Source organism: Pseudarthrobacter sp. CCNWLW207 (genome assembly GCF_037203945.1).
Lineage (GTDB): Bacteria > Actinomycetota > Actinomycetes > Actinomycetales > Micrococcaceae > Arthrobacter.
This window is the reverse complement of record NZ_JBBCBS010000005.1, coordinates 125,931-152,104: the sequence shown is the minus strand read 5'-3', so window position 1 is coordinate 152,104 and position 26,174 is coordinate 125,931. Positions and strand designations below refer to the sequence as shown.

Genomic DNA, 26,174 nt, shown 5'->3' with positions numbered 1-26,174 from the left:
GGCTAGTGCTCGTGGTGCTGCGCCACGTGGACCGCGGCCTGCGTCCGCCGTTCAAAACCCAACTTGGCGAGCAGTGATGAGACATAGTTTTTGACTGTCTTTTCCGCCAGGAGCATTCGTTCGCCGATTTGGCGGTTTGTGAGGCCCTCCCCGACGAGCTCCAGCACCCTGCGCTCCTGCCGGGTCAACGACGCGACCCTGGGGTCCACGTGCTCGGGTTCTGCCAGTCCCTGAACGATCCTGGTCTTCAGCTCGGCGTCAAACAGGGATTCCCCCTTGGCGGCTCGGCGCAGGGCACCGACCAGGTCGGTGCCACCTATTTCCTTGAGGACGTACCCGGACGCCCCGGCAAGGACTGCGCCCCGCAACGCCTGCTCGTCGTCGTAGCTGGTGAGGATCAGGCAATTGATCGTTTCATCCACGGAATGCACATCGCGGCAGACCTCGATGCCTGTCCCGTCCGGCAATCGGGCGTCGAGTATTGCCACGTCCGGGCGCAGCGCCGGAATCCGGCGGGCGGCTTCAGCAGCGGAGCCTGACATGCCGACGACGGAAAATCCTTCAGTTTCCAGGAGATCCTGCAGGCCCCGCCGGACCAGTTCGTGGTCATCAAGGATGAACACCCGGATAACGCCGTCGGATGGTTCAGCCCCTTGCTCTGATGCTGTTGAGGCATTCATCGTGATCCCTTCTGCGCCGCTGTTCGAACAGGAAAGCGGTGCATATCTGCGCGTGACTCATTCTTTAGGAAACTGCGGGCATGCCACAAGGGTCCAACGGCCCGTACAGATGGGGCCCCGGGGTGTGACCAATGACCCTACCCCTGCCGCTGGAGCCGGGAGAAGGTTGTCCCACCGCCGTCGGCTTTCTCGGAAAAGAGCAGGAATGAAGGACAAGAACCAAGCCACTCTTCGCTTCCTGGGAGCAACCGACACAGTCACGGGGTCCCGGTACCTCGTTGATTCCGGGGGACGGCGGATTCTCGTCGACTGCGGTCTGTTCCAGGGATTCAAACGCATCCGCGTCCGCAACCGGGGACCTTTTCCGGTACCTCCGGCGTCCATTGACGCTGTCCTGCTGACCCACGCCCACCTTGACCACAGCGGCTATATCCCGGCCCTGGTCAGGGACGGCTTCCGGGGGCCCGTCCACGCCACGGCGTCCACCACGGAACTGTGCACGCTCCTTCTTCCCGACAGCGGACACCTCCAGGAAGAAGAAGCGCGCTACGCGGACTTGCACGACTATTCCTCCCATCACCCGCCCCTCCCGGTCTACACCGCCGCCGATGCCGTCCGGTCTTTGAACAGCTTCGACGGGCACGATTTTGACACACCTTTTAATCTTGGCGGGGACATCCAAGCCACGTTCGTCCCAGCGGGGCACATCCTCGGCGCCGCGCAGATCCGGTTGACCGTGCAGGGCGTGCACATGCACTTCACGGGGGACCTCGGCAGGCCCAATGATCCTTTGATGCATCGCCCCCGGGCTCTTGGGGCCACTGACGTCCTGGTGGCCGAGTCCACGTATGGCAACCGGACCCACCCGGCCACGGACCCGGAGGACGAGTTAGGCGAAGTCATCGTAAGGGCGGCAAAGAGGGACGGCGTTGTCCTCATCGCCGCCTTCGCTGTGGGAAGGGCCGAGACATTGATGCTGCATCTGTCACGCCTCCGGCGGCGCGGGGCGATTCCGGACATCCCCATTTATCTCAACAGCCCGATGGCCATCGATGGTTCAGGCATGTACCAGAGGCACCCCGAAGAACACCGGCTGCAGGAACGCGAGTACACCGACATGTACCGGGTGGCCACCATGACCCGAAGTGTCGATGATTCCAAACTGCTGAACCTGCGCGGCGGGCCGATGGTGATCATCTCGGCGAGCGGCATGCTCACAGGTGGCCGTATCCTGCACCATCTGCAGGCCTACGGGCCCGATGCCAAAAACGTGGTGGTGCTGAGCGGATACCAGGCCGCGGGTACACGCGGCGCAACCCTCGCAGGTGGTGCAAGGCAATTGCGGATCTTCGGTGAGGACGTCCCCATCAAAGCCGAAGTCGTGGTGATGGACAGCCTGTCAGCGCATGCGGATTCCCATGAAATCATCGAGTGGATGCGCGCAGCCCCTCGAGCTCCCCGCATGACCTACATCACCCACGGTGAGCCGGACGCGTCTGACGCTTTGCGGGTTCGGATCAGGCATGAACTGGGATGGAATGTCCGGGTTCCAGAGCACCTTGAAGCGGTGTCGCTGAAACACCCGCGCTAAGGCTAAGGAAAGATCCTGAGGGCGGTGTCCCAGTTGAAGTGTTCATGCTCAGGGCTGACCTGAAGGCCCATAACAACCAGCATGATGGCTTCAAGTTCGCGGGAACGGCGGAGTGGCCCAACGTCGATGGGCCGCAGTCCTGCGGCCGCTGCCACGGCACTCACCTTCTCCTTGGCCTGCTCCGAGTCGCCGGCGATGAAGACGTCCAGATGTTGCCCGCCGACCTTTCCAGCCTCCAGGGTGGTGGGGAACGTCGTATTGAACGCTTTCACCACATCCGCGCGGCCTTCCAACAGGCGGGCTGTTTCTTCGGCTGCGGACGTGCCCGGCTCCGTGGTCAGGCGGTCGAAATTCGTGACGTCCACGGTGTTGCTGATGTCCACGACCACCCGGCCATCAAGGGAGTCGCCGGTTTCCAGGATGGCGTTATGGACTTCCTTATGCGGGATGGCCAGGAAAATTAGTGCTCCTGTGACGGCGGCCCCCACCACGCCTCCTGTGGCGCCGGGTCCAAGGCTTTCCACCAGGTCGCGTGTCTTGGATCCATCCCGGCCAAGGATCTGTACCGGATTGTTTCCCCGCAGCATCGCCGACGCGAGTGCGCGGGCCATCTGTCCGCTGCCGAGAATGGTGATGTTGGTCATGATCTTCCCTTGCTGGATTACCCGCGGTCTGCTTGTCCATCCAGTAGACATTGTTAGCCGGTTAAGGCAACAGGGACGAAAGCCCCGGTACTTCGGCGGGGCTTAAGGCACTGGCCGTTCAGGGCCTCAGGGGGACAATACGGTGATGTGAGGCAAAGGGGGCAAGCGTTGAAAGAGCACGAAGTAGTGGCCGGGGCCGACCGCTCAGACGCGGGACAGGGAGCTGCGGACTGGGCCGCGCAAAGGGCGGACGGGCTGGGTCTCCAGCTCCACCTGGTGCGGGTGGTGCCCGATCGCCCGTACTTCAGGCTGGCGGTGCAGTACGCAGAAGCCGTCGCCGAGGCCCGGGCGATGCTGGACCTTGAGCGTGGGAGATTGGCTGCGCGGTATCCGGCGCTGCGCATCGCCACCAGTTGGCAGCCGGGCGAACCTGCGCCGGTGCTCAGCCAATTGTCCGTTGGCGCGGAGATGGTGGTTCTCGGTTCTGACCGGTCGGCGGACAGGCGGGGAGAGGGTTTTGGGTCAGTAAGCTTCCAGGCCGCAGTCCTGTGCCGAAGTCCAGTTGCGGCCATCCCCGCTCCCAGGGCGGGAAGCCGAACCGGAGTGGTGGTTGGCATCGACGGGTCGGATGACTCTGAAGTTGCCCTGAAGATGGCGGCAGGGGAAGCCAGCCGGAGGCGCGAGGTGCTAACAGTTTTGCATGCGGTGCCGAAGGGGATGGCTGCAGCTGTGCCGGGCCGCGGAACCGGACCGGGTCGAGGCCCCAGGCCTGACCCCCTGACGCTCGTTTCAGAAGCGGCCGGCCGCCTGCGGGAGCACTTTCCGGCACTGACTGTTCTCGAAGCGCTCATCGTGGACGGCGCTCCCGCCGATGAGCTCATCCGCGCCGCGGAACAGGCAAATCTGTTGGTGATTGGCTGTTGGGGACGGGGCGGACTGCGGAAACCTGTCGGATCCATAGCCGAAAAGGTTTTGATGCAATTGCCGTGTCCCACCATCATCACGCGTCCTGCATCCCAGCCGGGCCGCTGATTCCGGCCAGATAACTGCAGGGGGTCCGCAGTGACCAATGGCCCTACTGACCGCAGTGCAACAGGCTGAATCTGGAAGGACCCAGGTCCGGCGGGGCGGCCACAAGCGGATATCTACCACGGGAGGACTTCCATGCGGGCCCGTTTCATCATCATGCTTATTCTCGGCATCCTGTTCTCAATGCTCGGAATCGGGTTGCTCTTCGGCGGCATAGGTGCCTCGGTGGTCAACTCACTCCAGAACGACGGCGGATACCTCACCTCACCGAGTGAGCGGTTCGACGTTGGTTCCTCAGCGATCATTTCAGCCGGCGCAGACAACATGCGTGGCGACGACTACCCGGGACCGTTGCCCTTTGACGTGGGCAGCATTCGGATCTGGGCCGAATCCGCCACCCCTGGCAAGGAGATCTTTATCGGCATAGCCCCCCGCTCTGACGTGGAGCGATACCTGTCCGGGGCCAACTACTCGGAGCTCCTGGACGTCAGTTACCGGCCCTTCCATGTCGAGTACCGGGAAACTCAGGGAACCCAACAGCCGCCGCTTCCCTCTGGGCAGGACTTCTGGGTGGCTTCCGCAACGGGCACCGGTGAGCAGGTGCTGGATTGGAACATCCAGTCGGGAAACTGGTCTGTGGTGGTGATGAATGCCGACGCCAGCAGCGAGGTCAGCGCCGACTTGAAGGCCGGGTTCCGGTCTGAGCTTTTTGGCCCGATAGCCGCCGGCCTGCTCGCCACGGGAGCCATTTTGCTGGTTGCCGGGGTGCCGTTGCTGATCTTCGGCGCCCAGGGACTGGGCCGGCACGCCCCCGCGGCCGCCCGGCCGGGAACCCTCCTGCCGCCCCACGTGGCAGCGCCCGTTGCCGGGGCCCAGCCACCCCACGTGGCAGCGCCCGTTGCCGGGGCCCAGCCACCCCCAACCCATTTCGCTGTCGAGAGGCCACCGTACCCGGCGCGGCTCCTGGGGGAACTCGACCCGGTTCTGTCCAGGTGGCTGTGGCTCGTAAAGTGGTTCCTGGCCATTCCGCACTTCATTGTGCTGTTCTTCCTGTGGTTCGCATTCGTTGTGGTCACCGTCATTGCCGGGTTCGCGATCCTGTTCACAGGCAGGTATCCCCGTTCGCTCTTCGATTTCAACGTGGGCGTCCTGCGCTGGACCTGGCGCGTGGCGTTCTACGCCTACGGCGCACTGGGAACGGACCGGTACCCGCCGTTTACGCTGGCAAGGACGGACTACCCAGCGGATTTCGAGGTTGACTACCCGGAACGGCTTTCCCGCGGTCTCGTGCTGGTTAAGTGGTGGCTGCTGGCGCTGCCCCACCTGATCATCATTGCCGCGCTGACCGGCACCAGCACGGTTCGCTGGACGGATCCCCAGACTCCCGGCATACGGTACGAGAGCGGCACGGGGTTCTCCCTGTTCGGCTTCCTGGTTCTTGTCGCAGGGGTGATCCTGCTGTTCAGCGGCCGTTACCAGCGCCCTCTGTTCGACCTGCTTCTGGGCTTCAACCGCTGGATCTACCGGGTCATCACCTACACAGCCCTGATGCGGGACGAGTACCCGCCGTTCCGCCTGGACCAGGGCGCCAGGGAACTCCACGGGCGCTATCCAGGCACAGTCAACGCCGATGCGGTGCGCCAGGCGCCAGCCCCGCCGGACGGACCCAGCCCGCCGGACGCTCCCGCCCCGCCGTCGGATCCTACAGTGCGCGGTTGAGGCTCCGTTGAAGCAGGAAGGCACCGAGTGCCAGCAGAACCGCGGCCATGGCGGCGAGCACCACCAACTGAGGCACGATGTCCGCCAGCCCGCCGTCATGCCGCTGCACTACCGCGAAAGCGTCGTAGGCCCAGCGGTGCGGGGTGGCGCGGGAAACAGTTTGGAGAGTTTCAGAGAAGAACTCCGGCGGCACCATGGAACCCCCCAGGCCAGCCAGGACCAGTCCCAGACCCACTCCGACCCCCGAGGATACGGCGTCGTTGTCAAAAACTGAGCCGATCACCATCGCGGCGGCCGCGGCAACTGCTGCGAAGAAGGCCAGGATCAGGCCGGCCAGGAGCAGATTCCCCCAGTCGACGCCAAACAGCAGGGCCGTGCCCACCATGATGTATGCGCCTTGGACCACCGCAATGCCAAAGCGCCCGAGCGCCTGCCCGGCGATGGCCTCCCAGCTGGTAACCGGAGACGCCATCATCCGGGAAATGACGCCCAGGCGCCGGGCCTGAATCAATGTTGCCGCCCCGGTGAGTGAGCTAAGGAAGACGAACAACAGCAGCTGCTGGGCAGCCCCCAGGTCGAACTGGCCCAGGCCCCTGAACTCCTGGGTCACGTTGCTGGTATCCACGATCTCCAAGTGTGGACGCTGCACAGTGGTTCGCGCCTGGTCCAGTGCTGCCGCCGCCTCGTCCCTGCTGACGCCGGCGTCCTGAAGGGCGGCAAGCTGGCGTTGTTCGGTGTCGACGGCCTGCACCGAGGTGCGCACGGACTGGAGAGCCGCCTGTGCACCCGATTGTGCTGACATCACCACTTCGAGATCGGCCTGTTGGCCGTCGTCGAATGCCGCCGCCGCGGCGTCGCTGATGAAAACCCCGACGTCGGTCCGTCCCCGGCTCAGTTCGGCCCGGACAGTTTCAGGGCTGCCGTAGGTGACCCGGAGGCCGTCCGCCTCCAACTGCCCGGCGACCTTTCTCTCGAGCTCCGAACCGGTTCCTCCCGCCACCGACACGTGGGCCTGCCCGCTGCCCGCGCCGAACTGCGAGCCAAGCAGCAGTATCAGCACCAGCGGGAAAATAAACACAAAAAAGATGTTTGACCTGTCCCGCAGGAAGCGCCGCACTTCCACGCCCGCAACAGCCAGGATGCTGCTCATATCCTGGCACCCCGGTCCGGTATCAGCCGGGAGGCAATCGTGCACACCGCCGCGAATCCCAGCATGACGGTCAAGGGAACGGCAACGTCAGCGGGTCCGCCGCCGCCGGCAGAGATGCCCAGGCCCCGGATAAAGGCACCCACAGGATTCAGGTCCATGAGGGCCGCGACGAAGCCGGACGCTTCGATGGGGAAGAATGCACCACCGGCGATGCCCAGCACCATCGCAAGGATGGACTGGGCGACGTTGGCCTGTTCGGCGGTCCGCACCAGGCGGGCGACAACGAACGTCATGCTGGTAGCCGCTGCCGCAACGCTCACCACGAGCAGGCCCAAGACCAGTGGAGAACCGAACGAGACGCCGAACAGCAGTGAGCCGACGGTCAGCAGGACCGTCGTGGCAACGATGCCGAGGATGAATCCCACTAAGGCTTTGGCGGTGATGATCGAACGCCCATCCACCGGTGAAGACCTTAGACGTGCCAAGGTACCTTGCTCGCGTTCTGCCAACAGCCCAAGGACCCCGAAACCAACGGTGAAAAGGAGGAACAGCCCTGTCTGGCCGGCTACCAGGGTTCCCTTCAGTGAGAGTTGCTCAGCAGCCGCCTGGCCTTCTGACAGGCTCAGCGCCGGGGTGCCGGCTGCTGTCTGTTCCCCAAGTCCCACCAGCAACTCCGGAGGCAGGCCCGCGCTGTGGCCGGCCATCGCCGCCACGGCTCCGGCACCAAACTGGTCCAGGAGGCCGTCCACCACTGAGACCAGCACGTCGGTTTCGATGCCTTGCCTCTCGCCCTCCACTACCTGCACCGACACACCCTGGCCTGAGGTGACGGCGGTGGTGAAGCCTGAAGGGATGGCCAGCCCCAGGTCCGCACCACTGTTCCGGGTCTCCTGCTGGACCTCCGCTGCGGGCACACTCCGCAGCGTGACGTCCATGACCTCCAATGAGTCAAGCGCACTGAGCAAAGCGCCGCCAAGTGGCCCGGCGTCCTCATTGCTGGCCACAACCGTGGCTGGTTTCAGTTCCACAGTGTCCGGGCCGAAGCCGCCGAACGCAAGGTTCAGGACTCCCATGAGGGAAAGGGGAACCAGCAGGGAGAAGATGAACACTGACTTGTCGCGGATGCGCTGCTTGAGATCATTTCCCACCATCGTCCAGATTCCGCGCATCTCAATCCCTGAGGGCTTTGCCGGTCAGGTGCAGGAAGACGGACTCCAGGTCCGGCCGGGTTATCTCCACCTGGGTCAAGGTCATGCCAGCGTTCCCGGCCCCGGTGACGATGGCAGGCAGGAGACTTGGTCCGTCCCTGACAGTGAGGACCAAACCTGTCCCGCCGCCGTCGACATGCTGCACGCCGGGCAAAGACTTCAGCTCAGCCGCGGCGGCCTCCGTGTTGCCGCTGCCGCGCAGGCTAATGCGGTCCACCCCGTCGGTCAGCCTGACCAGCTGGTCCCGTGTGCCTTCCGCCTGGACCCGGCCTTCGTCAAGGATGGCGATGCGGTCGCATAGCCGCTCCGCCTCTTCCATGTAGTGGGTGGTGTAGAGCACGGCCATGCCTTCAGCGGACAGCCTCTCCACGGACTCCAGGATCGAGTTCCGCGATTGTGGATCAACACCAACTGTCGGTTCATCCAGAATTAGCAGGGTTGGCCGGTGCAGCAATCCGATCCCGATGTTCAGCCGGCGTTTCATACCGCCCGAAAACTTCTTGGTCTGTTCTCCGGCCCGGTCGGCCAGGCCAATAAGCTCCAGCACTTCGTTCGTCCTGGTGCCCAGTTCCTTTCGGCGCAGCCCTTGGAGGCGTCCGAAGAACCGCAGGTTTTCCCGCGCCGACAAGTCCGGATAGATCGCGAGTTCCTGTGGGACAAGGCCAATGTGTCCCTTTGGGTGTGTGCTTGTCGGAGTCATTGGCTCACCCACAACGGTGACCGACCCGGCGTCGGCGGGGATCAGGCCGGCCACCATCGAGATAATCGTGGTCTTGCCTGCACCGTTGGGCCCAAGCAGGCCGTAGGTTTCCCCCACCCGGATGTGAAAGGTGACGCCATCAACAACTGTTCGCTCGCCGTAGCTCTTGACCAGGCCCTCGACCGCCAGGACATCCTCAATGCGGGTCTCGACGCGTACAGCCGCCGCTGGCTGCATGTCAGGCGCCTGCAGGACAGAGATCGTTGATGAGACCGGTTCCGGCGCATTCCCGGACTTCCTTGATAGCGGCTGCGGCCTCACGCTTGTCCAGGTAGGGCCCCGAAACAGCCAGAACCGTCCCGTCCGGTGCCACCAGGGTGAACCGCACGTGCGAGTCCTCATCCGTAAACAATTCGAATGATCCAGCCATGTGCTTGCTCCTTTCCAAACTCCATCGTTCGGGTCTCGGGCGGTGGTTTGTGCCAATGCTTCCAGACTGGAAGCGGGTGTATTAGGGACGAAGGTCCCGGGACGTCGAAAAAGGGCAACTGCCTGGTCCGAAGTGCCCTGTCTGCGGTGGCCTGGCGGCAGTAGCGTCAGGGACATGACCGTGGCTGCCTTGAGAAGTCTTTTGGTGCGCTTTCCGCTGGTGGCCGCTACCCTGGCCGCCGGGATTGTCGTGGCGGTGTTCCTGGCCATGATGCAGGAGCCGGCAGCCCAGTGGACGGCGAGCGGCTACGCCCTTATGGTCGCCGCGGCCAGGTCCGCGTCCATGGCCAGATCACTGATGAGGGGCCGTTGGGGAATCGACCTGCTGGCGGTGACCGCCATCGCCTCGACGGTGGCAGTGGGGGAGTACGTGGCGTCCCTGATCATCGTGCTGATGCTGGCCGGAGGTGAAGCGCTGGAGGAGATTGCCCATGGGCGCGCAACCCGGGAATTGCGGTCCCTCCTTGAACGCGTCCCGGAGGCAGCCCACCGCGAACTGCCGGGCTTCCCGGCGGAGGACATCCCCGCGGCGGATGTCCGGCCCGGGGATATTCTTCTGGTCAAGCCGTCTGAGGTGGTTCCCGTGGACGGGGTGCTTCGCACGGCAACTGGCAGCTTCGACGAGTCGACTCTGACGGGTGAGAGCTTGCCGGTGGAACACATCGAAGGCGATGCGTTGCTCAGCGGATCCGTGAACGGCGAAACCGCCGTGCGGATATTGGCGACGTCCACGGCGGAAAACTCGCAGTACAGCCGCATTGTGGCTTTGGTCCAGGAAGCGGCGTCGAGCCGTCCGCCGGTGGTCCGACTCGCTGACAGGTACGCCATTCCGTTCACGTTCTTCGCCTTCGTCCTGGCCGGGATGGGCTGGTATTTGAGCCAGGACCCAGTCCGGTTCGCACAGGTCCTTGTTGTGGCAACGCCGTGCCCCCTGCTCATCGCCGCTCCAGTGGCGTTTCTTGCGGGCACCAGTCGGGCGGCGCACGCGGGAATCATCATCAAGAACGGCGGAACCCTCGAACAGCTTGCCCGCGTGCGTACGGCGGTGTTCGACAAGACAGGCACACTCACGCACGGGCGACCCACCCTGCACGGCATCAGGATTTCATCGGCAGCATTCGGGGTGCTGACCGAGGATAGGCTGCTGCAGTTGGCCGCTTCGGCGGAGCAGTACTCCTCCCATGTCCTTGCCTCCTCGGTGATCGATGCTGCCCGGAACAGGGGCCTGGACCTGCTGGAAGGAACCAGTGCATCCGAACACGCCACGCAGGGGGTAATGGCCACCTGCGGCAGCCAAACGGTGGTGGTCGGTAAACCTGACTTTGTCCGTTCCGTCACCTCGGGATTCGAGAAGGCAGAGGTGGCCGGCGGACAGTTGGCGGTTTATGTGGGGGTTGATGGACGTTTCGGGGGAGCCCTGATCATGAGCGATCCGCTGCGGGACAACGCAGTGGACACGCTCGCTGACCTTCACCGCCTCGGAATTAGGGAAACTCTCCTTCTCACTGGCGATGCGCGGGCCACCGCCGAACAAATTGCCATCAGAGCCGGGATCTCGCGGTTCGAGGCTGGCTGCCTGCCGGGGGACAAAGTTTCCATCGTCGCTGGGCTGCGGGAACGCCCTGTCATGATGGTGGGCGACGGCGTCAACGATGCTCCGGTCCTGGCAGCCGCAGACGTTGGTGTCGCGATGGGCGCCAAGGGGTCAACCGCGGCGAGCGAGTCAGCCGACGTTGTGATCATGCTCGACGACCTGTCCAAAGCGGCGCTGGCTGTGGATATCGGCCAGCGCACGGTCCGGATAGCGCTGGCGAGCATCTGGACGGGCATCCTGCTGAGTGTCTGCCTGATGGTCGCGGCAGTGTTTGGCTACATTCCGGCGGTGGCCGGCGCCCTCCTTCAGGAGCTGGTCGACCTGGCCACGATCCTGAATGCGCTTCGTGCCCTGCGCGCTCGCCGCCACCCCAACACGACGGCGGTGGGTGGCACCCCCGTGAGCACCAGGGCGGTACGGTGAGGGCCGGCGTCGTGCGTTGATTCTTCCCCGTCGCCGGGATGCTAGGTTCCTGCGGGGTCCAACGGTGGCCACCAGCGGGAGGGGGCATTGATGACAAACCGCCGGCCGCTGACCTCGGTGGGCGTGACTCGCACCAAGTGGTCCTTGCTGCCAGCCTCCCAAGGTGACAGGCCGGCATCGGCTGCTTCCTGGAAGTCCTCCTGGGTGTCCACAACTTTGGCAGTCCCCTTGATGATGACACTCCACGCAATGGTGCCGTAGGGATTCAAGCCATCGGCTTCCAGCGCGACCGGTAGGCCGCCGGCTGCTGCATCCAGTTTCGTCCCCGGACCCGTGCGGAAGACAACCGTTCCGTAGTCGGGTACGTAGTTCACGGGGAAAATTTCAGGCCCGCCATCCGTTGTTATGGCGACGCGGCAGACTGAAGCGGAGCGGAGGTATTTCCAGCAGTCATGGATGTCGAGGACTTCTGTTTCCTGTCCTGAAGCATGGCTTTTCATATTGCCGGCTCCTTGTTGATGTCCGTAAGGCGCCGGATGGGGGTTATTACGGTTGGGCACGGCAGATGGGTCAGGACAGCGTGGGCAGTGGAGCCGAGCAGAAGCCGTTTAAAGCCGCCCCGGCCGCGGCTTCCCACCACAAGCATGCGGGCGTCAGCAGCTGCCTTCACCAGTGCAGCGGCGGGCTCCACGTCTGTCTTCAGAACTTTGTGCACTACAAGATCCGGGTAATCCTCGGCCAGGCCGGAGATCGTCTCGGACAGCACGATCTGTTCCTCCTGCATCGCCAGTTGGGACAGGTTCCGGGTAAGGAGGCCAGCGTCGATCCACCGGTCAGGTGCCCGGAAGGCGTACACAACTGTCAGCTCCTGGCCCTCCCGGTCTGCCTCTGCGGCGGCAAAAGCAACGGCATGCGTGGCATCCTCCGACCCGTCAACACCTACAACCACGCCGTGCCTGCCTTCGACCTCCTGTTCGCCAATGACTGCGACCGGGCATTTCGCCGCAGCGGCGACCTGCAGGGCGCGGTCGGTCAGCGACCCACCCAGATGGGGAGCCCCGGACCCGACAACAAGCATCGACACCTTGGTCGAGTACCGGCGCAGCGAACCGGCGATGCCTCCTTCCAGGATCTTGGTGGTGATGTCCACCGGAACGGTGCCCCGCACGCGCCCGGCTGCGGTCTCCAGGAGTTCTTCGCCCTTCTCCAGCAGCATTCCCGTCCACGGGAGGGGTTCTGCCACCCAACGGTCGTCAACAACGTGCAGCAGGATCAGGGGCGCGCCGGCGCGGGCGGCCCGGTGTGCAGCCCACTTAACGGCTGCCTGGCTTTGCGGAGAGTCGTTGGTGGCGACGGCAATCGGTTTAGACGTTCTCACGGCTGGTCTTCCTTTTGTTTGGGTCGGGGTTATGAACAACCAGGACGGGGCAGTGCGCATGGGCCACACAGGCTGAGCTGACGGACCCCAGCAGCAGTCCGCCGAATCCTCCGTGGCCGCGCCTGCCCACAACGATCATGTCCGCATGTCGGCTGGCGTCTATGAGCGAGTCCCTCGGGTGCCCCCGTACGACCCGCGGGATGACGTTCGGCGGAATATTCTTCCCGAAGGCCTCTTCAATGGCTTCGTTGAGGATGAGCATCACGCGTTCCTCAAAGCGGTCGATGCCCATCGCCACATATCCGGCGTAAACCTGCGGCTCATCCCAGTAGGCGGTGGCAAGCACTTTGGCTCCAAGCGGGTCCGCAAGCCGTTGGGCCTGCCGGAGGGCTTCCACGGAGGCCCCCGACCCGTCCACTCCCACCACGAATGTGGTGATGTCTGACGCTGATGCCTCCACTGCTGCTTCCCTTCGCTATGCGTTGACTGCCTCCAGCCTGAGGCGTAACGTAGCGCAGCTGTAGGGCCGAAAGTCACCTAGAAACTGGAGGAACTGCCTGAACCGGAGAAGCTGCCTCCGCTGCTGCCGTAGCCCGTGGTGCCACCGCCGCCCCTGGCAGTGCTGACGCTGCCCACGCCGGTGTTCAGGCCGGAGTTGAAGGCAGGCACTGAGAAGAAGTAATAGGACGGGTAGACCGTGCCCAGGATGCTGGGTTCGTAGCTCGGCCTTCGGTGGTCCAGGCCATCCTGCGCATTCTGCATCTCCCTGCGCATGAGCTTCGCTTCACGCTCGGTCTTGGCGAAGCCGTCGATGACGGTGTCCGCGTGGTTCTTCAAAAGCGTTGAGAGGTGCGTGCGGGCGTCACGAAGGCGGTCCAGGGCGGTTTCCGGGCTGATCGCCCCGTCAGTGAGTTGGGCGGTCCACCGCTCGATCTCCTGCAGGCTTTGGTCGCGGAAGGACCTCAGGGCCGCTGCGGTGGCAGAGTCGCCCTGGCCATGGCGTTTGCTGAGCAGCTGTTCAAGTCCGGCGAGGTCGCTGCGGAAGGGGGCAAGCTGGCGGTCCCATGCGGTGGGCCAGGTGCTCGAGCGGTTCAGCAATGCATTGCTGTCGGCAATGACGTCGTCCAGGGCGTCGAGTTCGGCGGCCGCGTCTGCATACTCCCGCGCAAGCCTAAGGTTCGATCTCCGGCCCAACGCTTTCGGTGCCAGGGCATGGACCCGGTTCGAGAGCTCCGTTGCGGCGTTGTACCTGTTGAGGAAAGTGCGGTGCTTCTCCAGAACGCTGCTGCCGTAAGAGGAGGCCTCGGGAATGGTGCCGGCATTCAGTTCGGTGACGTCCAGCTCCGTGCTGACACTGGTGTAGCTCCGGTCTCCCCTTTCCAGCTCCTTTCGGCTGGCGGCCCGGGTCACCGCACGAAGGATCAACAACGCGGCAGCCCCCAGGGCGGCGGTCGCGCCAGTCACCCAGGCTGTGATCACGAAGGCAGCCGACCGGTACCAAGGTTGGTTGATCAGTTCGGCCCCGCGCCGGACTCCTGCGATGGTTCCGTCGGTCCATTGGGCGTCCCGCAGGAGATCCTTGGCGGCGTTTTGGATCTCATCACGTTCCTCAAGGGACACCTTGCGGTCCTCTCCCATATAGGTGCCCACATGCCGGCCGACAGGATCGAGGGCAAAGATGAAGAGCCCGTCTGCCCACTTCTGCCCGTCGGGGCTGATCCAGTCAGGGTGTTCGGCACGGGCGAACCTGAGGACCTCCTCGTTCAGGTTGTCTGCAACACTGCCGTTGTAGGTGTACACCGCCACTTTGGTGGGTTCGTAGAACTCGATGGCGGTGATGGCGGGGACGAGGGTGTTGCGATCCAAGACTCCTGCCCGGTCCTCAACAACAACATCTGTGGGCGGCAGCGCCAAGGCCGCCTGCCCACCGCCGAGCAGCAGCGCCAACAGCAGCAGCAGCCAGGTTCTTCTCCGCCACGCTCCGCTGTCCGCAGGGGTGGCACCGCCACGGTGGTTCACGGGTTTCATAGTGAAAGAATCCACCCGGCGGGCGGACCCTGACAGGGCCAAAAGGCACCGGAGGGAGCTGTCAGCCTTCAATCCTGGCTGCCTGATTCCTGGGCAGCATTTTCTGTCACTGAAGCATTACCTGGACGATCCTTCTGGTTCCAGCGGAATGACCTCGATCCGGTCCGCCTGACCGGTGGCCGGTCCAATCACCAGCAGGACACGGGCGGCATTGACGCCGGAGAGGGCATCGACTGCCTTCTGCGCCAGCCTGGAGTCGGAGGGGAGGGCCGCTTCCCCCGGATGGGGTCCGTTGCCAGCATCCGCCCGCCGCCACACCGTGACCCTGGCGCCGGTCGCTGCCGTGATCGCGGCGGACAGTGCGTCCGGATCCGACCCCGTCACCAGCGTTACCCATTCGAGGCTTGGACCGCCGGTCGGGGCTGCAGCCGTAATGAGGGCGCGCTCACGCCGCCACAACGCAAAGTGATAGGCGGCAACGAGGGCGGCTGCCACCAAGAGCCCGAGCGGCGCGCGGATGCGGTCCACCAGGCTGCCACCGGACACATCGCCGAGGAGGAACTCGAAAAGCCGGTATCCAATCACCAGCAGGGCAACGAGCGCCACCACGGCACTGATACCGAAGAAGGCAACGAGGTAAACCCGTCTGCCCGGAGGAATGGCTTCCGCGCTGTGAGGTTGCCTCCTCGGCCTCCACGCCCGCCACCAGACCGGCCCTCCCACCAGCAGGGAACTGATGCCACCGAGCAGCAGGGTGCGCGAGCCGCTTCCGGCAAGGGGTGAAACCGCCATGGCAAGCGTTACGTTGATGATTACGCCGATGCCGGAGGCAGCCGCCGCCAGGGCAACGCCTGAGGTAACCAGCAGGCCAGCACGACGGGTAGCCAACGAACGATTGGTTCCGCTGACATGGTGGTAGCGCCACACCAATGCTCCGACGGCCGCTGCGGCGATGGCGGGGCCCAGCGGTGCCAGCAGTTCAGTTAGCGGCTCGCCCCGATCGACGGCTGTTCTCAGAAGCACAAAAAGCACGACGGCGGCGCCGCCGAGTGCCGTGATGCCGGCCGCGAAGATCCCAATGATGACCAGTGCTATGTCCGCCAGCCCGGTCTCAAGTCTGCGGGCCCCGCCCTTGAACCAGTGCCACCACCACACAAGGCTTCCGCCAGCGGCCCAAATCAACGCCCGCGATACGGACTGCCACCACGCATCCGCCCCTGGAGTGAGGCTGGTGAAGCCGCGGATTGCGACGTCGAGCAAGCCGCCCAGGGCCGTGATGGCGGCGAACGTGCCCACGACCAGTCCGAAGACCGTTCCGATAACGGCCGGGACGTCGTCTAGATTGACCGGATGTTTGGCCGGATGTCGCCACATCCAGCGGTGCCAAACCCATATTGCCGCCCAGGCAACGCCGTTGGACAAGGGCGAATACCACTGGGGTTCCTGCGGGCCAATGAAGGTTGCCACCGTCCCCAGGAGGGAAGAGGTGGCGACGATGAGGGAGACGGCATAAATGGCGGTCAGGTACAGACCCCAACCGGCGGAGGCGCGTTCCGCGGCGTCCTCGAGCCTCTTCCAAACTATCCACCACAGGAGCGCTGCAAGCGGACCTCCTATCAACGTGAAAGCGAGGGAACGCGCGAGCCCCGCCACATCCGTGGTCGTCGCCAACATCGTGCCCGCGCTAAACAGGCGCTCCAAGAGGCCCGCCAATCCGATAGCCGCGATGACCACCAGGGCAAACAGCAGAACGTAAAGGATCAGCCGGCGGAGGGCGAGTTGGCCAGACCCCGTGGCTGGAACAGCTTTCCGGAATTGTGCGTTCATGGCTTCAAGCTTGTTCCGGAGCAGGACATGAGCTGGTACGGTGCCTGGTCGATCAACCATTTGCCATCGACTTTGACCAGGGAGAAGCGGTCCTCAGCTTCGTACTCGGACGGTCCGAAAGGGCCACCGGGGCTGGACGTGATGATCGAGACTTTCACCAGTGCCGTACTGTCCCGTTCGGTCGAGGAAATCAGTACTACCCGGGCGGGTAAAGGGCCGCTTTCCCGGTAACCGCTGCAGGAGGCGCGTGCGGCTTCCGTGAGGTAGGAATTGGCGCCGGCCGTGTCGCTTCCGATGACCGCCGTGCTGTACCGCTGGACAACGCCGGGCGGAGTGGACTCATCCAGCACCGGCGGCTCGCCGCGGGTAAAAACCACTGACAGCGCAATCACAACGAGAACTGCGATGGCTGCAATGATGGCGATAAGGATCCGGTCAGGCTTTCCCGCCTTTGCGTTCATGCCGTCAGTATCGCGCGGACCAGCGTTCTTTGGATGTGCCTTCCGGCCCTGGTTGCTGTCCGGTCGACGGCGGAATTCGGCTTCGGCCCGGCTGTGGTTATGGATCTTGGCGGGCGGGTCCAAAGAACCTTCAGCGCAGGGTCAGGCGGGACGAGACTTTCCTTGGCGGCAGGCCAAGTTCGATGCCTGCGAGAGTGCTGCAGCCGGACAGTAGGAGGAGATCATGGCACGTGCAAGCGGCAGGACGGCACTGGTGACGGGTGCGGCGCGGGGCATAGGCGCTGCAATCGCAGAACGGCTCATGTCCGAGGGGGCCAAGGTTGCCCTCGCAGACGTCCTCGATGAGGAAGGGGCCGCACTGGTGGAACGTTTGGGTGAACGGGCCTCCTATCATCCGGTCGAAGGGCCCGGCGGTTGAGCCATGAGTGCTGCGATTAGTAAGGCCCGCAAGGCGGCGGAAGTCCTTTGTGAGTTGGATTGTCCTATGGAGGAACGTCAAGCCACGGGCCACACCACGCGCGTCTGCCACTTGGCGGGATCGGGTTCCATTTCGGGGTCACTGAGATAGTACTCCCACATTGTGTCGGAGGGAGTCCGTCCTTCCGCCCGCATGCGCTCCTGGATGGCCCCGTACGTCGTACCCAGGGTGTCGTATGGTCCGAGGTGGATTGCTTCAAAGGCTTCTGCTTCAGGCAGGCTGCCTTTTGCCACTCCTTCGGTCCCGCTAAAGCCGGCGTTGACGGGAAAGCCGGCTTCGACGTCGACGGTTTCAGTAGGCATTCCCCGGTAGAGGGCAAAAGGCGGGCCGGCCAACTGGACGCCCTGCGCCTGGGCCGCCGCCATCACGGTGCCAAATGCCCGGCCGAAGAATTCCGACAGTTCAGCCATTGGGATTCTTTCGTGGACCACCGCGGTGGGCTGTTCAACAGTGTGGACGATTCTGGGTTCTGGGTTTGTGGCATTCATAACTCCAGCCTCCGCTATGAGTGCTTCCGCAGACAGGGCCGAATGTCTCTGGAGTTCTGCCGCGTGCCTGCGTTCAGCGGCTCCCCGCCACGGATCCACTGAGCCCCAGCAGCAGCAGCAGGAAGCCCAGTTCAGCCAGTCCGACGGCGAAATACACCGCCTGGAGGAGGCTGAAGGGGACAAACACCATCTGGATGAAAATCCAGACCAGGATGGAGTAGCCCGCCACTGCTGCGACGAAGGGCGCCCGGCGATGGTGCTTTATGAGAAGGATGAAACCGGCCACGTGGAAGCCGCCGACCACCAGCGCGAGCAGGAGCCCTGGAACGAGGTATGTGTTGAACGGAGACCCTTGAAGGAGCTCTAGTGGCAGCATCGTTTCGGGAGGAAGACCCATGCGGTCCGTCCCAAGCAATGCGGACGCCACCATAACTGCCCCTCCAGCGATCGACGTCAGGGCAACAAAGCCGAGAAGGGCCAGAAGTGACGCTCTTGTCATGATTTCCTCCTACAGAATGCGACGCCGGAATCGTTTGTCCACCGCGACCACCATTGACGCGAGCAGTGCGAGGCCGAAGATCCGCAGCCATGCCTCGGGGCCTATGGGGGCCGTGTGAAAGAGCCCGTTCATTACGGGAGAGTATGTGATGGCGATTTGGCCGACAGCCTGGATGATGACCCCAACCACTACCCAGGGGTTGCTGAACGGGCCCATCCGCCAAGCCGGCCGTGTCAGTGAACGGCAGCTGAACAGGTAGAACAACTCCACGGTGACGAAGAGGTTGACTGCTGACGTCCTCGCTTCAGGGAGGGAGGCACCGCCTGCGAGTTCCCATTCGAAGATCCACCAAGTGCCTCCAACCAGGAGGGCTGAGACCAGCAAGACCCGGAGCGTCAGCGCCCAGGTCAGCAATGGGAGGGCCGGGTTCCGGGGCGGGCGGGACATCAGTCCCGGTTCCCCCGGCTCAAAGGCAAGCATCAGGCCGAGGGCTACTGCGGTAGTCATATTGATCCACAGGATCTGGGTCGGCAGGATGGGGAGTGTCCCGCCGATAAGGATCGCCACCAGGATGACCAGGCCTTCCCCCATGTTCGTCGGCAATGTCCAGACGATGAATTTGGTCAGGTTGTCGAAGACGTTGCGGCCCTCTTCGACGGCCGCTTCGATGGTGGCGAAGTTGTCATCGGTCAGCACAATGTCCGAGGCCTCTTTGGCCACTTCGGTTCCCGAACGGCCCATGGCGATCCCCACGTTCGCCTGGCGAAGTGCGGGCGCGTCGTTGACCCCGTCGCCTGTCATTGCGACGACATGTCCGCCAGCCTGCAGCGCATCTATAAGCAGGAGCTTCTGCTCCGGGGAGACCCGGGCGAAAACGGTTGCCTTCTCCACGGCAGCAGTGAGCTCGACGCCGGGGTTGTTGTCCAGGTCGATGCCGAGCACGGCGGTGCCGTCTTCAGGATTGCCGTCCAGGCCCACCGACGCGGCGATGGAAACCGCCGTTCCCATATGGTCCCCGGTGATCATTTTCACCGCTATGCCAGCCTCGTGGCAGGCTTCAACGGCTGCCGCGGCGGCTTTTCGCGGGGGATCGAGCATGGCCTGCAGGCCCGTCAAAACCAGGTTCCGTTCTATGGGTGCCCCGGCGAGAACGCCGGACTCCGGTGGTAACCGCACCAATGCCGTGGCAAGTACCCTCAGCCCAGTGGCAGCGAGCGCGTGGGCGGCCCGCAGCACGGTTTCGGGCTCAACCGGTACCGTTTCACCGCCGCGGTCCATCTGCCCGTGGCAAAGCTCAAGCAGCCGTTCGACACCGCCTTTGACCAGCACTATGGAACCCGGCGCCCATGGCTCTGCCGCGTGCAGCGTGGCCATATATTGCAGCTCCGAAGTGAAAGGAATGGAGTCCAGCCGCGGTGTTCGTTCCAGGAATTCCTTGATATCCACTCCGCCTTTTCCCGCCACCACCAGCATCGCGGCCTCGGTCGGGTCACCCCGGGCGCCCCAGACGTCCCCTTCAAACTGGACCGTGGCGTTGTTGCAGGCCCCGCCCGCCAGCAGGCACCAGCGGAGCGCTGCGTCATCGAGGGCCTCAGACATGCCGGCTTGAACATCCTCCAGGCCGGGCTCACGCTTGCGGATTGTTCCCTCCGGGCCGTAGCCGGAGCCGGATACCTCATACTGCGCCGAGGGAGTCCAGAGGGCACGCACCGTCATCTGGTTTTCTGTGAAGGTTCCAGTCTTGTCCGAGCAGATGACCGTTGTGCTGCCCAAGGTTTCAACTACCGGTAGACGACGGACCACCGCGCGCCGTCTTGCCATGCGCCGAACCCCGATGGCGAGCGTGACCGTCACGGCGGCCGGAAGGCCCTCGGGGATGGCTCCAACCGCCAAGGCTACGGCGGCAGTGAACATTTCCGCCGGCAGCTGGCCGCGTGCCACGCCGACGATGAAGGCAAACGCGGCAAGGACCAGGATGCCAACAGTGAGCGTCATACTGAACCGTGAAAGCTTTTGGGTGAGGGGAGTGGCCATGGGCTTGACGGTGCCCATGAGCCGATGGATCTCACCGAGCTCCGTTTCCCCACCGGTGGCCACCACGATTCCGGCACCACTTCCGGCCGTCACGAGGGTTCCTCCGTAAACCATGTTTCGGCGATCCGAGACTGGTGTGGCGGCGGGCAGGACCACTTCATCCTTGGACACTGCCTCGGATTCCCCGGTCAACGCCGATTCGTCAACTTTGAGGCCCCAAAGGCGGACGAGGCGAATGTCCGCGGGTACCTTGTCACCAGCTTCGAGCAGGACGAGGTCTCCCGGGACCAACTCTTCGGAGGGAAGTTCCAGCCGCACGCCGCCCCTGATCACCGCCGCGTGGGTCTGGACCAGGTGACGCAGTGCATCCAGTGCCCCCTCGGCGCGGACCTCCTGCACGAGCCCGACCACTGTATTGACCAACACCACGGCAAGGATGACAAAGGTGTCGAGTTGTTCACCGAGGTAGGTTGTCACCCCTGCGGCCGCGAGCAGCACGTAGATCAGAGGGTTGTTGAACTGCCGCGCTGTTTTGCGGAGCAGGCCGCCCCTTTTGGAGCGCGGGAGTACGTTCGGTCCGTAGAGCTGACGCCTTCGGGACACTGTGTCAGGGTCCAGGCCCTCGAAGGGATGGGCCTCCAGGAGGAGTGCGACTTCGTGGGCCGGAAGGCCATGATGGGGTATCTCCGGCATCTATTCGGCCAGGGTGTTGTGTCGCACCTCAGGATTGGGCGGCCGCTTTACCCACCGGAATCGGGGAACGCCGATCCGGCGTGATGCCAGTGTTCCACCGGCTGCCATGGTGATGAAGCCAGCGGCGCCGAGTGCCGTGGACATCAGCACAGCTCCAGACATCAGGATGACAAAGCCGGTCAAAGTAAGCAGCACCTCGCCTGCCAGGATCCAGCCATTGGATGCCGGCCGCGGCGGTTGACCCAAACGCGCGGCAAGCTTCGGGTCGTCCTCGATCAACTGGCGCCCAATTTCGTCGAGCAGGCCACGCTCGTGCCGGGAAAGCGACATCTGTACCCTCCTGAACGTACATTGGACGTATGCCTCTGATGTCACTATCCAGTGTCATGCCGGCCGTCATGCGCGGGTAGGGGCGAACGTCCCGAAGGGGTTTGGCTCCTTGACCCCGGAGGTGGCCGGCTGACCTTACGCTTGGCTCATGAATCAGCGACACACCACATGGCATGTGCAGCACAAGGCCGGTCTCACCAGGGGCGAGCGCGCGGCGGATTTCCTGCGCAATGGCATGGGCAGCTGGACCTTCGTTGGGCTGTTCCTCGCGTTCATGGCGGTATGGGCCGCCATGAACTCGTATGTATCCCCGACGCGTGCCTGGGACCCGTATCCTTTCATCCTCTTGAACCTTTTCCTATCCATGGTCGCGGGTCTTCAGGGTGCCATACTGCTGATTGCCGCAAAACGGCAGGATGCTATCGCGGCTGCGATGGCCCAGCACGACTATGAGACGGATGTGCAGGCCAAGACCGAGATTGACCGGCTCATGGCCATCAACAGCCGGCAGCTCGAACTGCTGGAAGAACTCCGGTCTTTGCTGGCTCAACGCCCAGTGACAGGGACGGACGACGGCGGGACGTCCCGGCCCGCCTGGGATGCTTAGACCGTTCGCCGGGCTTCGGGCAGCGGCAGGCGGTCAGCGCGGATGGGCGTTCCTTACAGTTCCTTGCGGCGGAAGAGTGACGCCGCCAGCAGGACCAAGGCTACGGAAAGCAGGACCGAAGTCGTCACCATCCACAGCGGTGAGGCAGTTTCGGTGCCGGCGGCCAGCGACGTTGCCTGGCCGGTGATGCCCGCCGGGGAGTAAGTGCGGAGCGGTTCCCAGATGGCTCCGACCGACAACAAGGCATAGGCACCGAGCCCGGCACCGGCTGCCCCCGCAGGGGCGGGAATCATCACGGACAGCGCCGTCATGAGAGCGATGAAAAACACGCCGAACACCAGCCAGAGAAGTGCGGACTTCCACAGCGCGGAAGCTGGCGCATCCCTGAATACGGCAAGTGTCACGCCCCAGGTGACGAGCGTTCCTGCCGTGAGGGTCAACGCCAGGAACGCGGTATGAACAATGGCCTTGATGATGACAAACGCCGCCCGGGACAGAGGTTTGGTGAGGACGAAGGCAGCCGTGCCGCTCCGGATTTCGGTTGAGATGAGTCCGCCGTAGATGATGATGAGTGCGAACAGCACGATTTGCTGCAGGTTCTTGATCCATTGCGCGTAAGCGTCGAGGTACGTGGGTGGCGGTATCTTGAACTGTCCAAGCTGCTCGCCGGCCAGGGCGTTGATGAGCTCGGGAGTGAAACGCGCGAGCGGTGGCCCGGTAAGTGCGAAGAAGAGGACGATCGACGGCAACACCCAGATGCGCCAGGTGCGGACTATTTCAAGGGCCTCCTTGTGGGCGAACACGAGGTATCCGTTCATGTCCGGCCACCCCCGACGAGTTGCACGAAGACCTCTTCGAGATCCATCTCTTTGACCTCCAGACGTGCCAGGCCCGTCCCTTGGCGGCTGATCATGGCAGGGATCGCGTGCTGGGCGGCTCCAAGATCACTGACGGCGACTTCCAGGACGTCGTGCGCTCGGTGCGTGACCGCTATCGCCCAGCCGCAGTGGGAGATAGCCGCAGCGAGTATGTCGGCGCCGTGGGTGACTTCGACGACGATCTTCTGCTTCGAGTAGCGTTCCTTCATCTCCTCGATTGGCGCCTGGGCCACCACCTGGCCTCGATCGAGGATGGCGACCGAGTCGCAGATTCGCTCAGCATCGCCGAGGATGTGGGTGGAGAAAAAAACTGTGGTGCGGCCCCGCAGCGATGCGATCAGTTCCAGGACGTCTTTGCGTCCTATGGGATCAAGTGCGCCCGTGGGTTCGTCCAGCAGCAGCAGCTGCGGAGCGTTGATGAGGGCTTGCGCGACCCCCAGGCGCTGCCGCATTCCGCGCGAGTATTCCCCTACGTGCGTGCCCACCTGTCCGAGTCCCGCCATGTCCAGCAGCAAGTCCACCCGATCGTTCAGCTGCCTACCGTTCATTCCATGCAGCCTTCCCGCAAGCCGCATGGTTTCACCGGCGGTCATCCAGTTGTAGAACGCGGGAACGTCCGGGAGGAAGCCGACCCTGGCCCGGACTGCGTTGTCGGCTGAGTCCATGGCGTGTCCCAGCACCAGGAGCGATCCAGAAGTAGGCCTGGCCAGTCCGCTCAGGAGCCGAAGCATGGTGGTCTTTCCGGCACCGTTCGGGCCCAGGAACCCAAAAATGGAGCCCTCCTCGACGCTAAGGTTGACCGCATCGAGGGCCCGTTTCTCTCCGAAGGACTTGGTGAGCCCGACGGCTTCGATGGCCGCGTTCAATGTCGGAAGGGCTGGTCCGGGGGACCGTAGAGTTTGCCAGCCACATCAACGGCCCCGGTTTGCTTCGAATCGCTGCCCGTCATGACCGGGCCCTCCGGCGGGGAGGCGGCCTTGCGGCCAATCAGGAGGTACAGAACCGGGCCAAGCACGTTCAAAACGAGGATCAGCACAAGCCAAATCCATCTATTGGCGAAGGCAACCAGTTCGGCAGGCCGCCGGTAAAGGTCGATCAGGGCAATTGCGTCCAGCACCAGCGCGGCGGATACCAGGATCCCTATAGCCACCAGCACGCCGGTGGGGAGAGCCGACAAATCAGTGATCATTCTCCGCCGCCCCCGGTCTCGTTGCAGTGTTGGCAATCATGGTTTCTTCCCCTTCACCGAAATCCCATCCTCTTCAAAGCGTCATCCGCGAGGCATTCTGGCGACAGAGCCTTTGGTCCCCCGCCTGAAAGTGGCACCTGCGGACAGCAGCATCGTGGGCCTTCGGCATCTATAGGAAACCCGCGCGGAAGAGCGTCACTGTATCCGCGCCTCCCACCGGTGAACGTCTTTGTTAGATGCCCGCTGCAGTCCTTGCGAATCGTCACACTACCGCGATGACGCCCATCATTCCGAGGTCCTCGTGGTCCAGGATGTGGCAGTGGTAGACCGAGCGCCCGCGGAAGTCCTCGAACGCAATCCGTACCGTCACCCGCCCATTCGCAGGTACGTTCACTACGTCCTGCCAGAGGAGGGAATCCACGGCCTTGCCGTTTTCCTCGATGATCTGCATGGGCCATACGTGCAGGTGGAAGGGGTGGTCCATTGGGCTGCGGTTGGTCAGTGTCCATTCCTCTACGGAACCGGCAGCAACAGTAGTGTCCGTCCATGCGTCGTTAAATTCCCTACCGTTAATGGTGAAGCGCATCATGCCTGCACCGCCCATGGCCATGCCCATGTCAGCTGTAAGTACCAGCTGCCGGCGTGCAGCCACGGCGGATGATCGCAGGTCGTCCATTTCCCCAAGGGCAGGCATGTCTGCCAGGGATGGCGCAGGTTCGCCTGAGACGTGGAGAGTGGCCAACGCGGCGCCGTCCGGCCCGTTTGCCGGGTCCGCCGGTCCGAACTGCGGACCCATCATCGCTGACATGCTTCCGCGATCCTGGTAGATGGCGCGCAGGACAGAATCCCCGGTTGCTGTGGTGACAAGGAGGTCTGCCCGGTTCCCCGGAGTTAGAACGATTTCGTCCAATTTTTCCGGGTTCCGGAAGCGGCCGAGGTCCATGCCGAGGAGCTGCATTTGCTGCCCTTCGAGCCGCAGCCGTAAGTAGCGGGCGACGCACGCGTTGATGACGCGCCATCTTTCCCGTTCCCCAGGGCGGGCGCTGAACTGCGGATTGCTTTGGCCGTTCACCAGGAGGAGTTCCCCTTCGCGGCCCATCATCCGGTCCATGTCCGTGGCCGGCAGGATGTTCCCGAACCCATCCAACGTAGTATCAGAAACCACCAACACACGCTCCCGCGTCGCCGCCGTCGGCTCCGGATCCTCGATGATAATCGCCCCGAAGAGGCCGGAAAAAATCTGATCAGCGACCCGGCCGTGGTGGTGGGGGTGGTACCAATACACGCCAGGGGGATGATCCGGTGGAAGCCGGTACTCGTAGTCGAAGGACGAGCCGGGATCGACGGAGACAAAGACATTGTCCCCATTGCCCTGGGGGGACACATGGAGGCCGTGCACATGCAGGTTCGTGACCTGATCGAGGTTGTTCACGAGTTCAAGGTTGACGACGTCGCCGGCCTTCAGGCGCAGGGTTGGGCCAGGAACCGTACCGTTATAGCCAAGGGCCGCCGCCAACTGGCCGCCGAGGCGTATCTGTCCATGGGCGGCTTCGAGCCGAACCTGGAGCCGGCCGTCGATGCTGCGATGCTCAAGCGGTTCCGTCAATTCGCCTTCGGCGATGGAGGGAGGCCGGGCCGTCAGTGTCCACACCAGGCCCGCCCCTCCCGCCGCTGTTCCTGCGACGCCAAGACCAGCGAGCAGCAGCGCGTTCCGGCGGCTGATGGGCCGCACTACGGGCCCTCCCCGAGGACTCGGAGGTGTTCGCGATACTGATCCGCCGTCAGCTCTCCTGCCGCGAAGCGTTCGTCGAGGATCTGCCGTGCCCGGCTCCTTCCCATTGCGGAGTTGTCGTGTCCGCGACCCACACCGCCGAAAAACAGGCGAACCGCGAGTGTTACCAGCAAAGCGATCCCTATCAGCAGGAGGAGGCCCCAGAGCCATGTCCAACCCATGCCTTGACCGTATCCCCACATCATGACCGGTACCTTTCGCCTCTCGACCTGCCTTAGTTCGATTCTGGTTCCTGTGTCGACGAACCTGTAGGGTCCGTAGTCCT

At 63.7% G+C, this 26,174-nt stretch carries 27 protein-coding genes; 6 read left to right on the top strand and 21 right to left on the bottom strand.

Annotated elements, in window-relative coordinates; genetic code table 11:
- Positions 1 to 2: 2 nt before the first annotated feature.
- Positions 3 to 680, bottom strand: coding sequence for a response regulator transcription factor (locus V9L17_RS10450; RefSeq protein WP_337351388.1), 678 nt, complete (start codon positions 678 to 680; stop codon positions 3 to 5).
- Positions 681 to 885: 205 nt separating this feature from the next.
- On the opposite strand from V9L17_RS10450, the gene V9L17_RS10445 reads away from it, so the two are divergent.
- On the top strand, positions 886 to 2,271 hold the full coding sequence (locus V9L17_RS10445) for an MBL fold metallo-hydrolase (RefSeq protein ID WP_337351387.1): 1,386 nt from the start codon (positions 886 to 888) through the stop codon (positions 2,269 to 2,271).
- Positions 2,272 to 2,273: 2 nt separating this feature from the next.
- Here the strand turns inward: V9L17_RS10445 and V9L17_RS10440 are convergent, their stop codons facing one another.
- Complete coding sequence (locus V9L17_RS10440; protein ID WP_337351386.1) at positions 2,274 to 2,915, bottom strand: NADPH-dependent F420 reductase; 642 nt, start codon at positions 2,913 to 2,915, stop codon at positions 2,274 to 2,276.
- 168 nt (positions 2,916 to 3,083) lie between these two features.
- Here V9L17_RS10440 and V9L17_RS10435 point away from each other — a divergent pair, with 168 nt between their 5' ends.
- Both V9L17_RS10435 and V9L17_RS10430 read left to right on the top strand, forming a co-directional pair.
- Positions 3,084 to 3,947 (top strand): universal stress protein, encoded by an 864-nt coding sequence (locus V9L17_RS10435; RefSeq protein WP_337351385.1) that lies wholly within the window; start codon positions 3,084 to 3,086, stop codon positions 3,945 to 3,947.
- A gap of 132 nt (positions 3,948 to 4,079) precedes the next feature.
- On the top strand, positions 4,080 to 5,663 hold the full coding sequence (locus V9L17_RS10430; RefSeq protein ID WP_337351384.1) for a DUF4389 domain-containing protein: 1,584 nt from the start codon (positions 4,080 to 4,082) through the stop codon (positions 5,661 to 5,663).
- On the opposite strand, the gene V9L17_RS10425 is transcribed toward V9L17_RS10430, so the two are convergent.
- The 4 genes from V9L17_RS10425 to V9L17_RS10410 are packed head-to-tail and all read right to left on the bottom strand — an operon-like array spanning position 5,647 to position 9,151.
- Complete coding sequence (locus tag V9L17_RS10425) at positions 5,647 to 6,813, bottom strand: ABC transporter permease (protein ID WP_337351383.1); 1,167 nt, start codon at positions 6,811 to 6,813, stop codon at positions 5,647 to 5,649. The two genes, V9L17_RS10430 and V9L17_RS10425, sit on opposite strands and share 17 nt — an antisense overlap.
- A complete protein-coding gene (locus tag V9L17_RS10420; RefSeq protein ID WP_337351382.1) occupies positions 6,810 to 7,982 on the bottom strand; it encodes an ABC transporter permease in 1,173 nt (390 codons plus the stop codon). The genes V9L17_RS10425 and V9L17_RS10420 overlap by 4 nt, the downstream gene beginning before the upstream one ends.
- A gap of 1 nt (position 7,983) precedes the next feature.
- The gene (locus V9L17_RS10415) at positions 7,984 to 8,958 is read right to left on the bottom strand and encodes an ABC transporter ATP-binding protein (RefSeq protein ID WP_337351381.1); all 975 of its coding nucleotides are present in this window, start codon (positions 8,956 to 8,958) and stop codon (positions 7,984 to 7,986) included.
- 1 nt (position 8,959) lies between these two features.
- A complete protein-coding gene (locus tag V9L17_RS10410; RefSeq protein WP_337351380.1) occupies positions 8,960 to 9,151 on the bottom strand; it encodes a YegP family protein in 192 nt (63 codons plus the stop codon).
- Between the two features lie 174 nt (positions 9,152 to 9,325).
- Here V9L17_RS10410 and V9L17_RS10405 point away from each other — a divergent pair, with 174 nt between their 5' ends.
- Positions 9,326 to 11,227 (top strand): heavy metal translocating P-type ATPase, encoded by a 1,902-nt coding sequence (locus tag V9L17_RS10405; protein WP_337351379.1) that lies wholly within the window; start codon positions 9,326 to 9,328, stop codon positions 11,225 to 11,227.
- Between the two features lie 41 nt (positions 11,228 to 11,268).
- Here V9L17_RS10405 and V9L17_RS10400 read toward each other — a convergent pair whose 3' ends face one another.
- From V9L17_RS10400 to V9L17_RS10375, 6 genes are all read right to left on the bottom strand, one after another.
- Positions 11,269 to 11,727, bottom strand: coding sequence for a pyridoxamine 5'-phosphate oxidase family protein (locus V9L17_RS10400; protein ID WP_337351378.1), 459 nt, complete (start codon positions 11,725 to 11,727; stop codon positions 11,269 to 11,271).
- Positions 11,724 to 12,605 carry a universal stress protein gene (locus tag V9L17_RS10395; RefSeq protein ID WP_337351377.1) on the bottom strand — a complete coding sequence of 294 codons (882 nt, stop codon included), beginning with the start codon at positions 12,603 to 12,605 and terminating at the stop codon, positions 11,724 to 11,726. The genes V9L17_RS10400 and V9L17_RS10395 overlap by 4 nt, the downstream gene beginning before the upstream one ends.
- Positions 12,592 to 13,065 (bottom strand): universal stress protein, encoded by a 474-nt coding sequence (locus V9L17_RS10390; RefSeq protein ID WP_337351376.1) that lies wholly within the window; start codon positions 13,063 to 13,065, stop codon positions 12,592 to 12,594. The genes V9L17_RS10395 and V9L17_RS10390 overlap by 14 nt, the downstream gene beginning before the upstream one ends.
- A gap of 77 nt (positions 13,066 to 13,142) precedes the next feature.
- Positions 13,143 to 14,633, bottom strand: coding sequence for a DUF5129 domain-containing protein (locus tag V9L17_RS10385; RefSeq protein WP_337351375.1), 1,491 nt, complete (start codon positions 14,631 to 14,633; stop codon positions 13,143 to 13,145).
- Between the two features lie 117 nt (positions 14,634 to 14,750).
- Positions 14,751 to 16,460, bottom strand: a complete 1,710-nt coding sequence (locus V9L17_RS10380; RefSeq protein ID WP_337351374.1) for a DUF5671 domain-containing protein — start codon at positions 16,458 to 16,460, stop codon at positions 14,751 to 14,753.
- Positions 16,457 to 16,921: a hypothetical protein gene (locus V9L17_RS10375; protein ID WP_337351373.1), complete on the bottom strand. Its 465-nt coding sequence runs from the start codon at positions 16,919 to 16,921 to the stop codon at positions 16,457 to 16,459. Before V9L17_RS10375 ends, V9L17_RS10380 begins: the two co-directional genes overlap by 4 nt.
- A gap of 223 nt (positions 16,922 to 17,144) precedes the next feature.
- Here V9L17_RS10375 and V9L17_RS10370 point away from each other — a divergent pair, with 223 nt between their 5' ends.
- Positions 17,145 to 17,339, top strand: coding sequence for an SDR family NAD(P)-dependent oxidoreductase (locus tag V9L17_RS10370; protein ID WP_337351372.1), 195 nt, complete (start codon positions 17,145 to 17,147; stop codon positions 17,337 to 17,339).
- Positions 17,340 to 17,416: 77 nt separating this feature from the next.
- Here the strand turns inward: V9L17_RS10370 and V9L17_RS10365 are convergent, their stop codons facing one another.
- The 4 genes from V9L17_RS10365 to V9L17_RS10350 all read right to left on the bottom strand — a co-directional run bounded on the left by V9L17_RS10365 (position 17,417) and on the right by V9L17_RS10350 (position 21,443).
- The gene (locus V9L17_RS10365) at positions 17,417 to 17,887 is read right to left on the bottom strand and encodes a GyrI-like domain-containing protein (RefSeq protein ID WP_337351371.1); all 471 of its coding nucleotides are present in this window, start codon (positions 17,885 to 17,887) and stop codon (positions 17,417 to 17,419) included.
- 73 nt (positions 17,888 to 17,960) lie between these two features.
- Positions 17,961 to 18,386 (bottom strand): hypothetical protein, encoded by a 426-nt coding sequence (locus V9L17_RS10360; RefSeq protein WP_337351370.1) that lies wholly within the window; start codon positions 18,384 to 18,386, stop codon positions 17,961 to 17,963.
- Between the two features lie 9 nt (positions 18,387 to 18,395).
- Positions 18,396 to 21,113, bottom strand: a complete 2,718-nt coding sequence (locus V9L17_RS10355; protein ID WP_337351369.1) for an HAD-IC family P-type ATPase — start codon at positions 21,111 to 21,113, stop codon at positions 18,396 to 18,398.
- A complete protein-coding gene (locus V9L17_RS10350) occupies positions 21,114 to 21,443 on the bottom strand; it encodes a DUF3040 domain-containing protein (protein WP_337351368.1) in 330 nt (109 codons plus the stop codon).
- 148 nt (positions 21,444 to 21,591) lie between these two features.
- Between V9L17_RS10350 and V9L17_RS10345 the strand changes: the two genes are divergently transcribed.
- Positions 21,592 to 22,050 carry a DUF1003 domain-containing protein gene (locus V9L17_RS10345; protein WP_337351367.1) on the top strand — a complete coding sequence of 153 codons (459 nt, stop codon included), beginning with the start codon at positions 21,592 to 21,594 and terminating at the stop codon, positions 22,048 to 22,050.
- 53 nt (positions 22,051 to 22,103) lie between these two features.
- Here the strand turns inward: V9L17_RS10345 and V9L17_RS10340 are convergent, their stop codons facing one another.
- The 5 genes from V9L17_RS10340 to V9L17_RS10320 form a co-directional block, all read right to left on the bottom strand.
- The gene (locus tag V9L17_RS10340; protein WP_337351366.1) at positions 22,104 to 22,868 is read right to left on the bottom strand and encodes an ABC transporter permease; all 765 of its coding nucleotides are present in this window, start codon (positions 22,866 to 22,868) and stop codon (positions 22,104 to 22,106) included.
- The gene (locus V9L17_RS10335) at positions 22,865 to 23,794 is read right to left on the bottom strand and encodes an ABC transporter ATP-binding protein (RefSeq protein WP_337351365.1); all 930 of its coding nucleotides are present in this window, start codon (positions 23,792 to 23,794) and stop codon (positions 22,865 to 22,867) included. Before V9L17_RS10335 ends, V9L17_RS10340 begins: the two co-directional genes overlap by 4 nt.
- A complete protein-coding gene (locus V9L17_RS10330; protein WP_337351364.1) occupies positions 23,791 to 24,117 on the bottom strand; it encodes a PLDc N-terminal domain-containing protein in 327 nt (108 codons plus the stop codon). Before V9L17_RS10330 ends, V9L17_RS10335 begins: the two co-directional genes overlap by 4 nt.
- 262 nt (positions 24,118 to 24,379) lie before the next feature.
- Positions 24,380 to 25,849, bottom strand: coding sequence for a multicopper oxidase family protein (locus tag V9L17_RS10325; protein WP_337351363.1), 1,470 nt, complete (start codon positions 25,847 to 25,849; stop codon positions 24,380 to 24,382).
- The gene (locus tag V9L17_RS10320; protein ID WP_337351362.1) at positions 25,849 to 26,094 is read right to left on the bottom strand and encodes an SHOCT domain-containing protein; all 246 of its coding nucleotides are present in this window, start codon (positions 26,092 to 26,094) and stop codon (positions 25,849 to 25,851) included. Before V9L17_RS10320 ends, V9L17_RS10325 begins: the two co-directional genes overlap by 1 nt.
- Positions 26,095 to 26,174 lie beyond the last annotated feature (80 nt).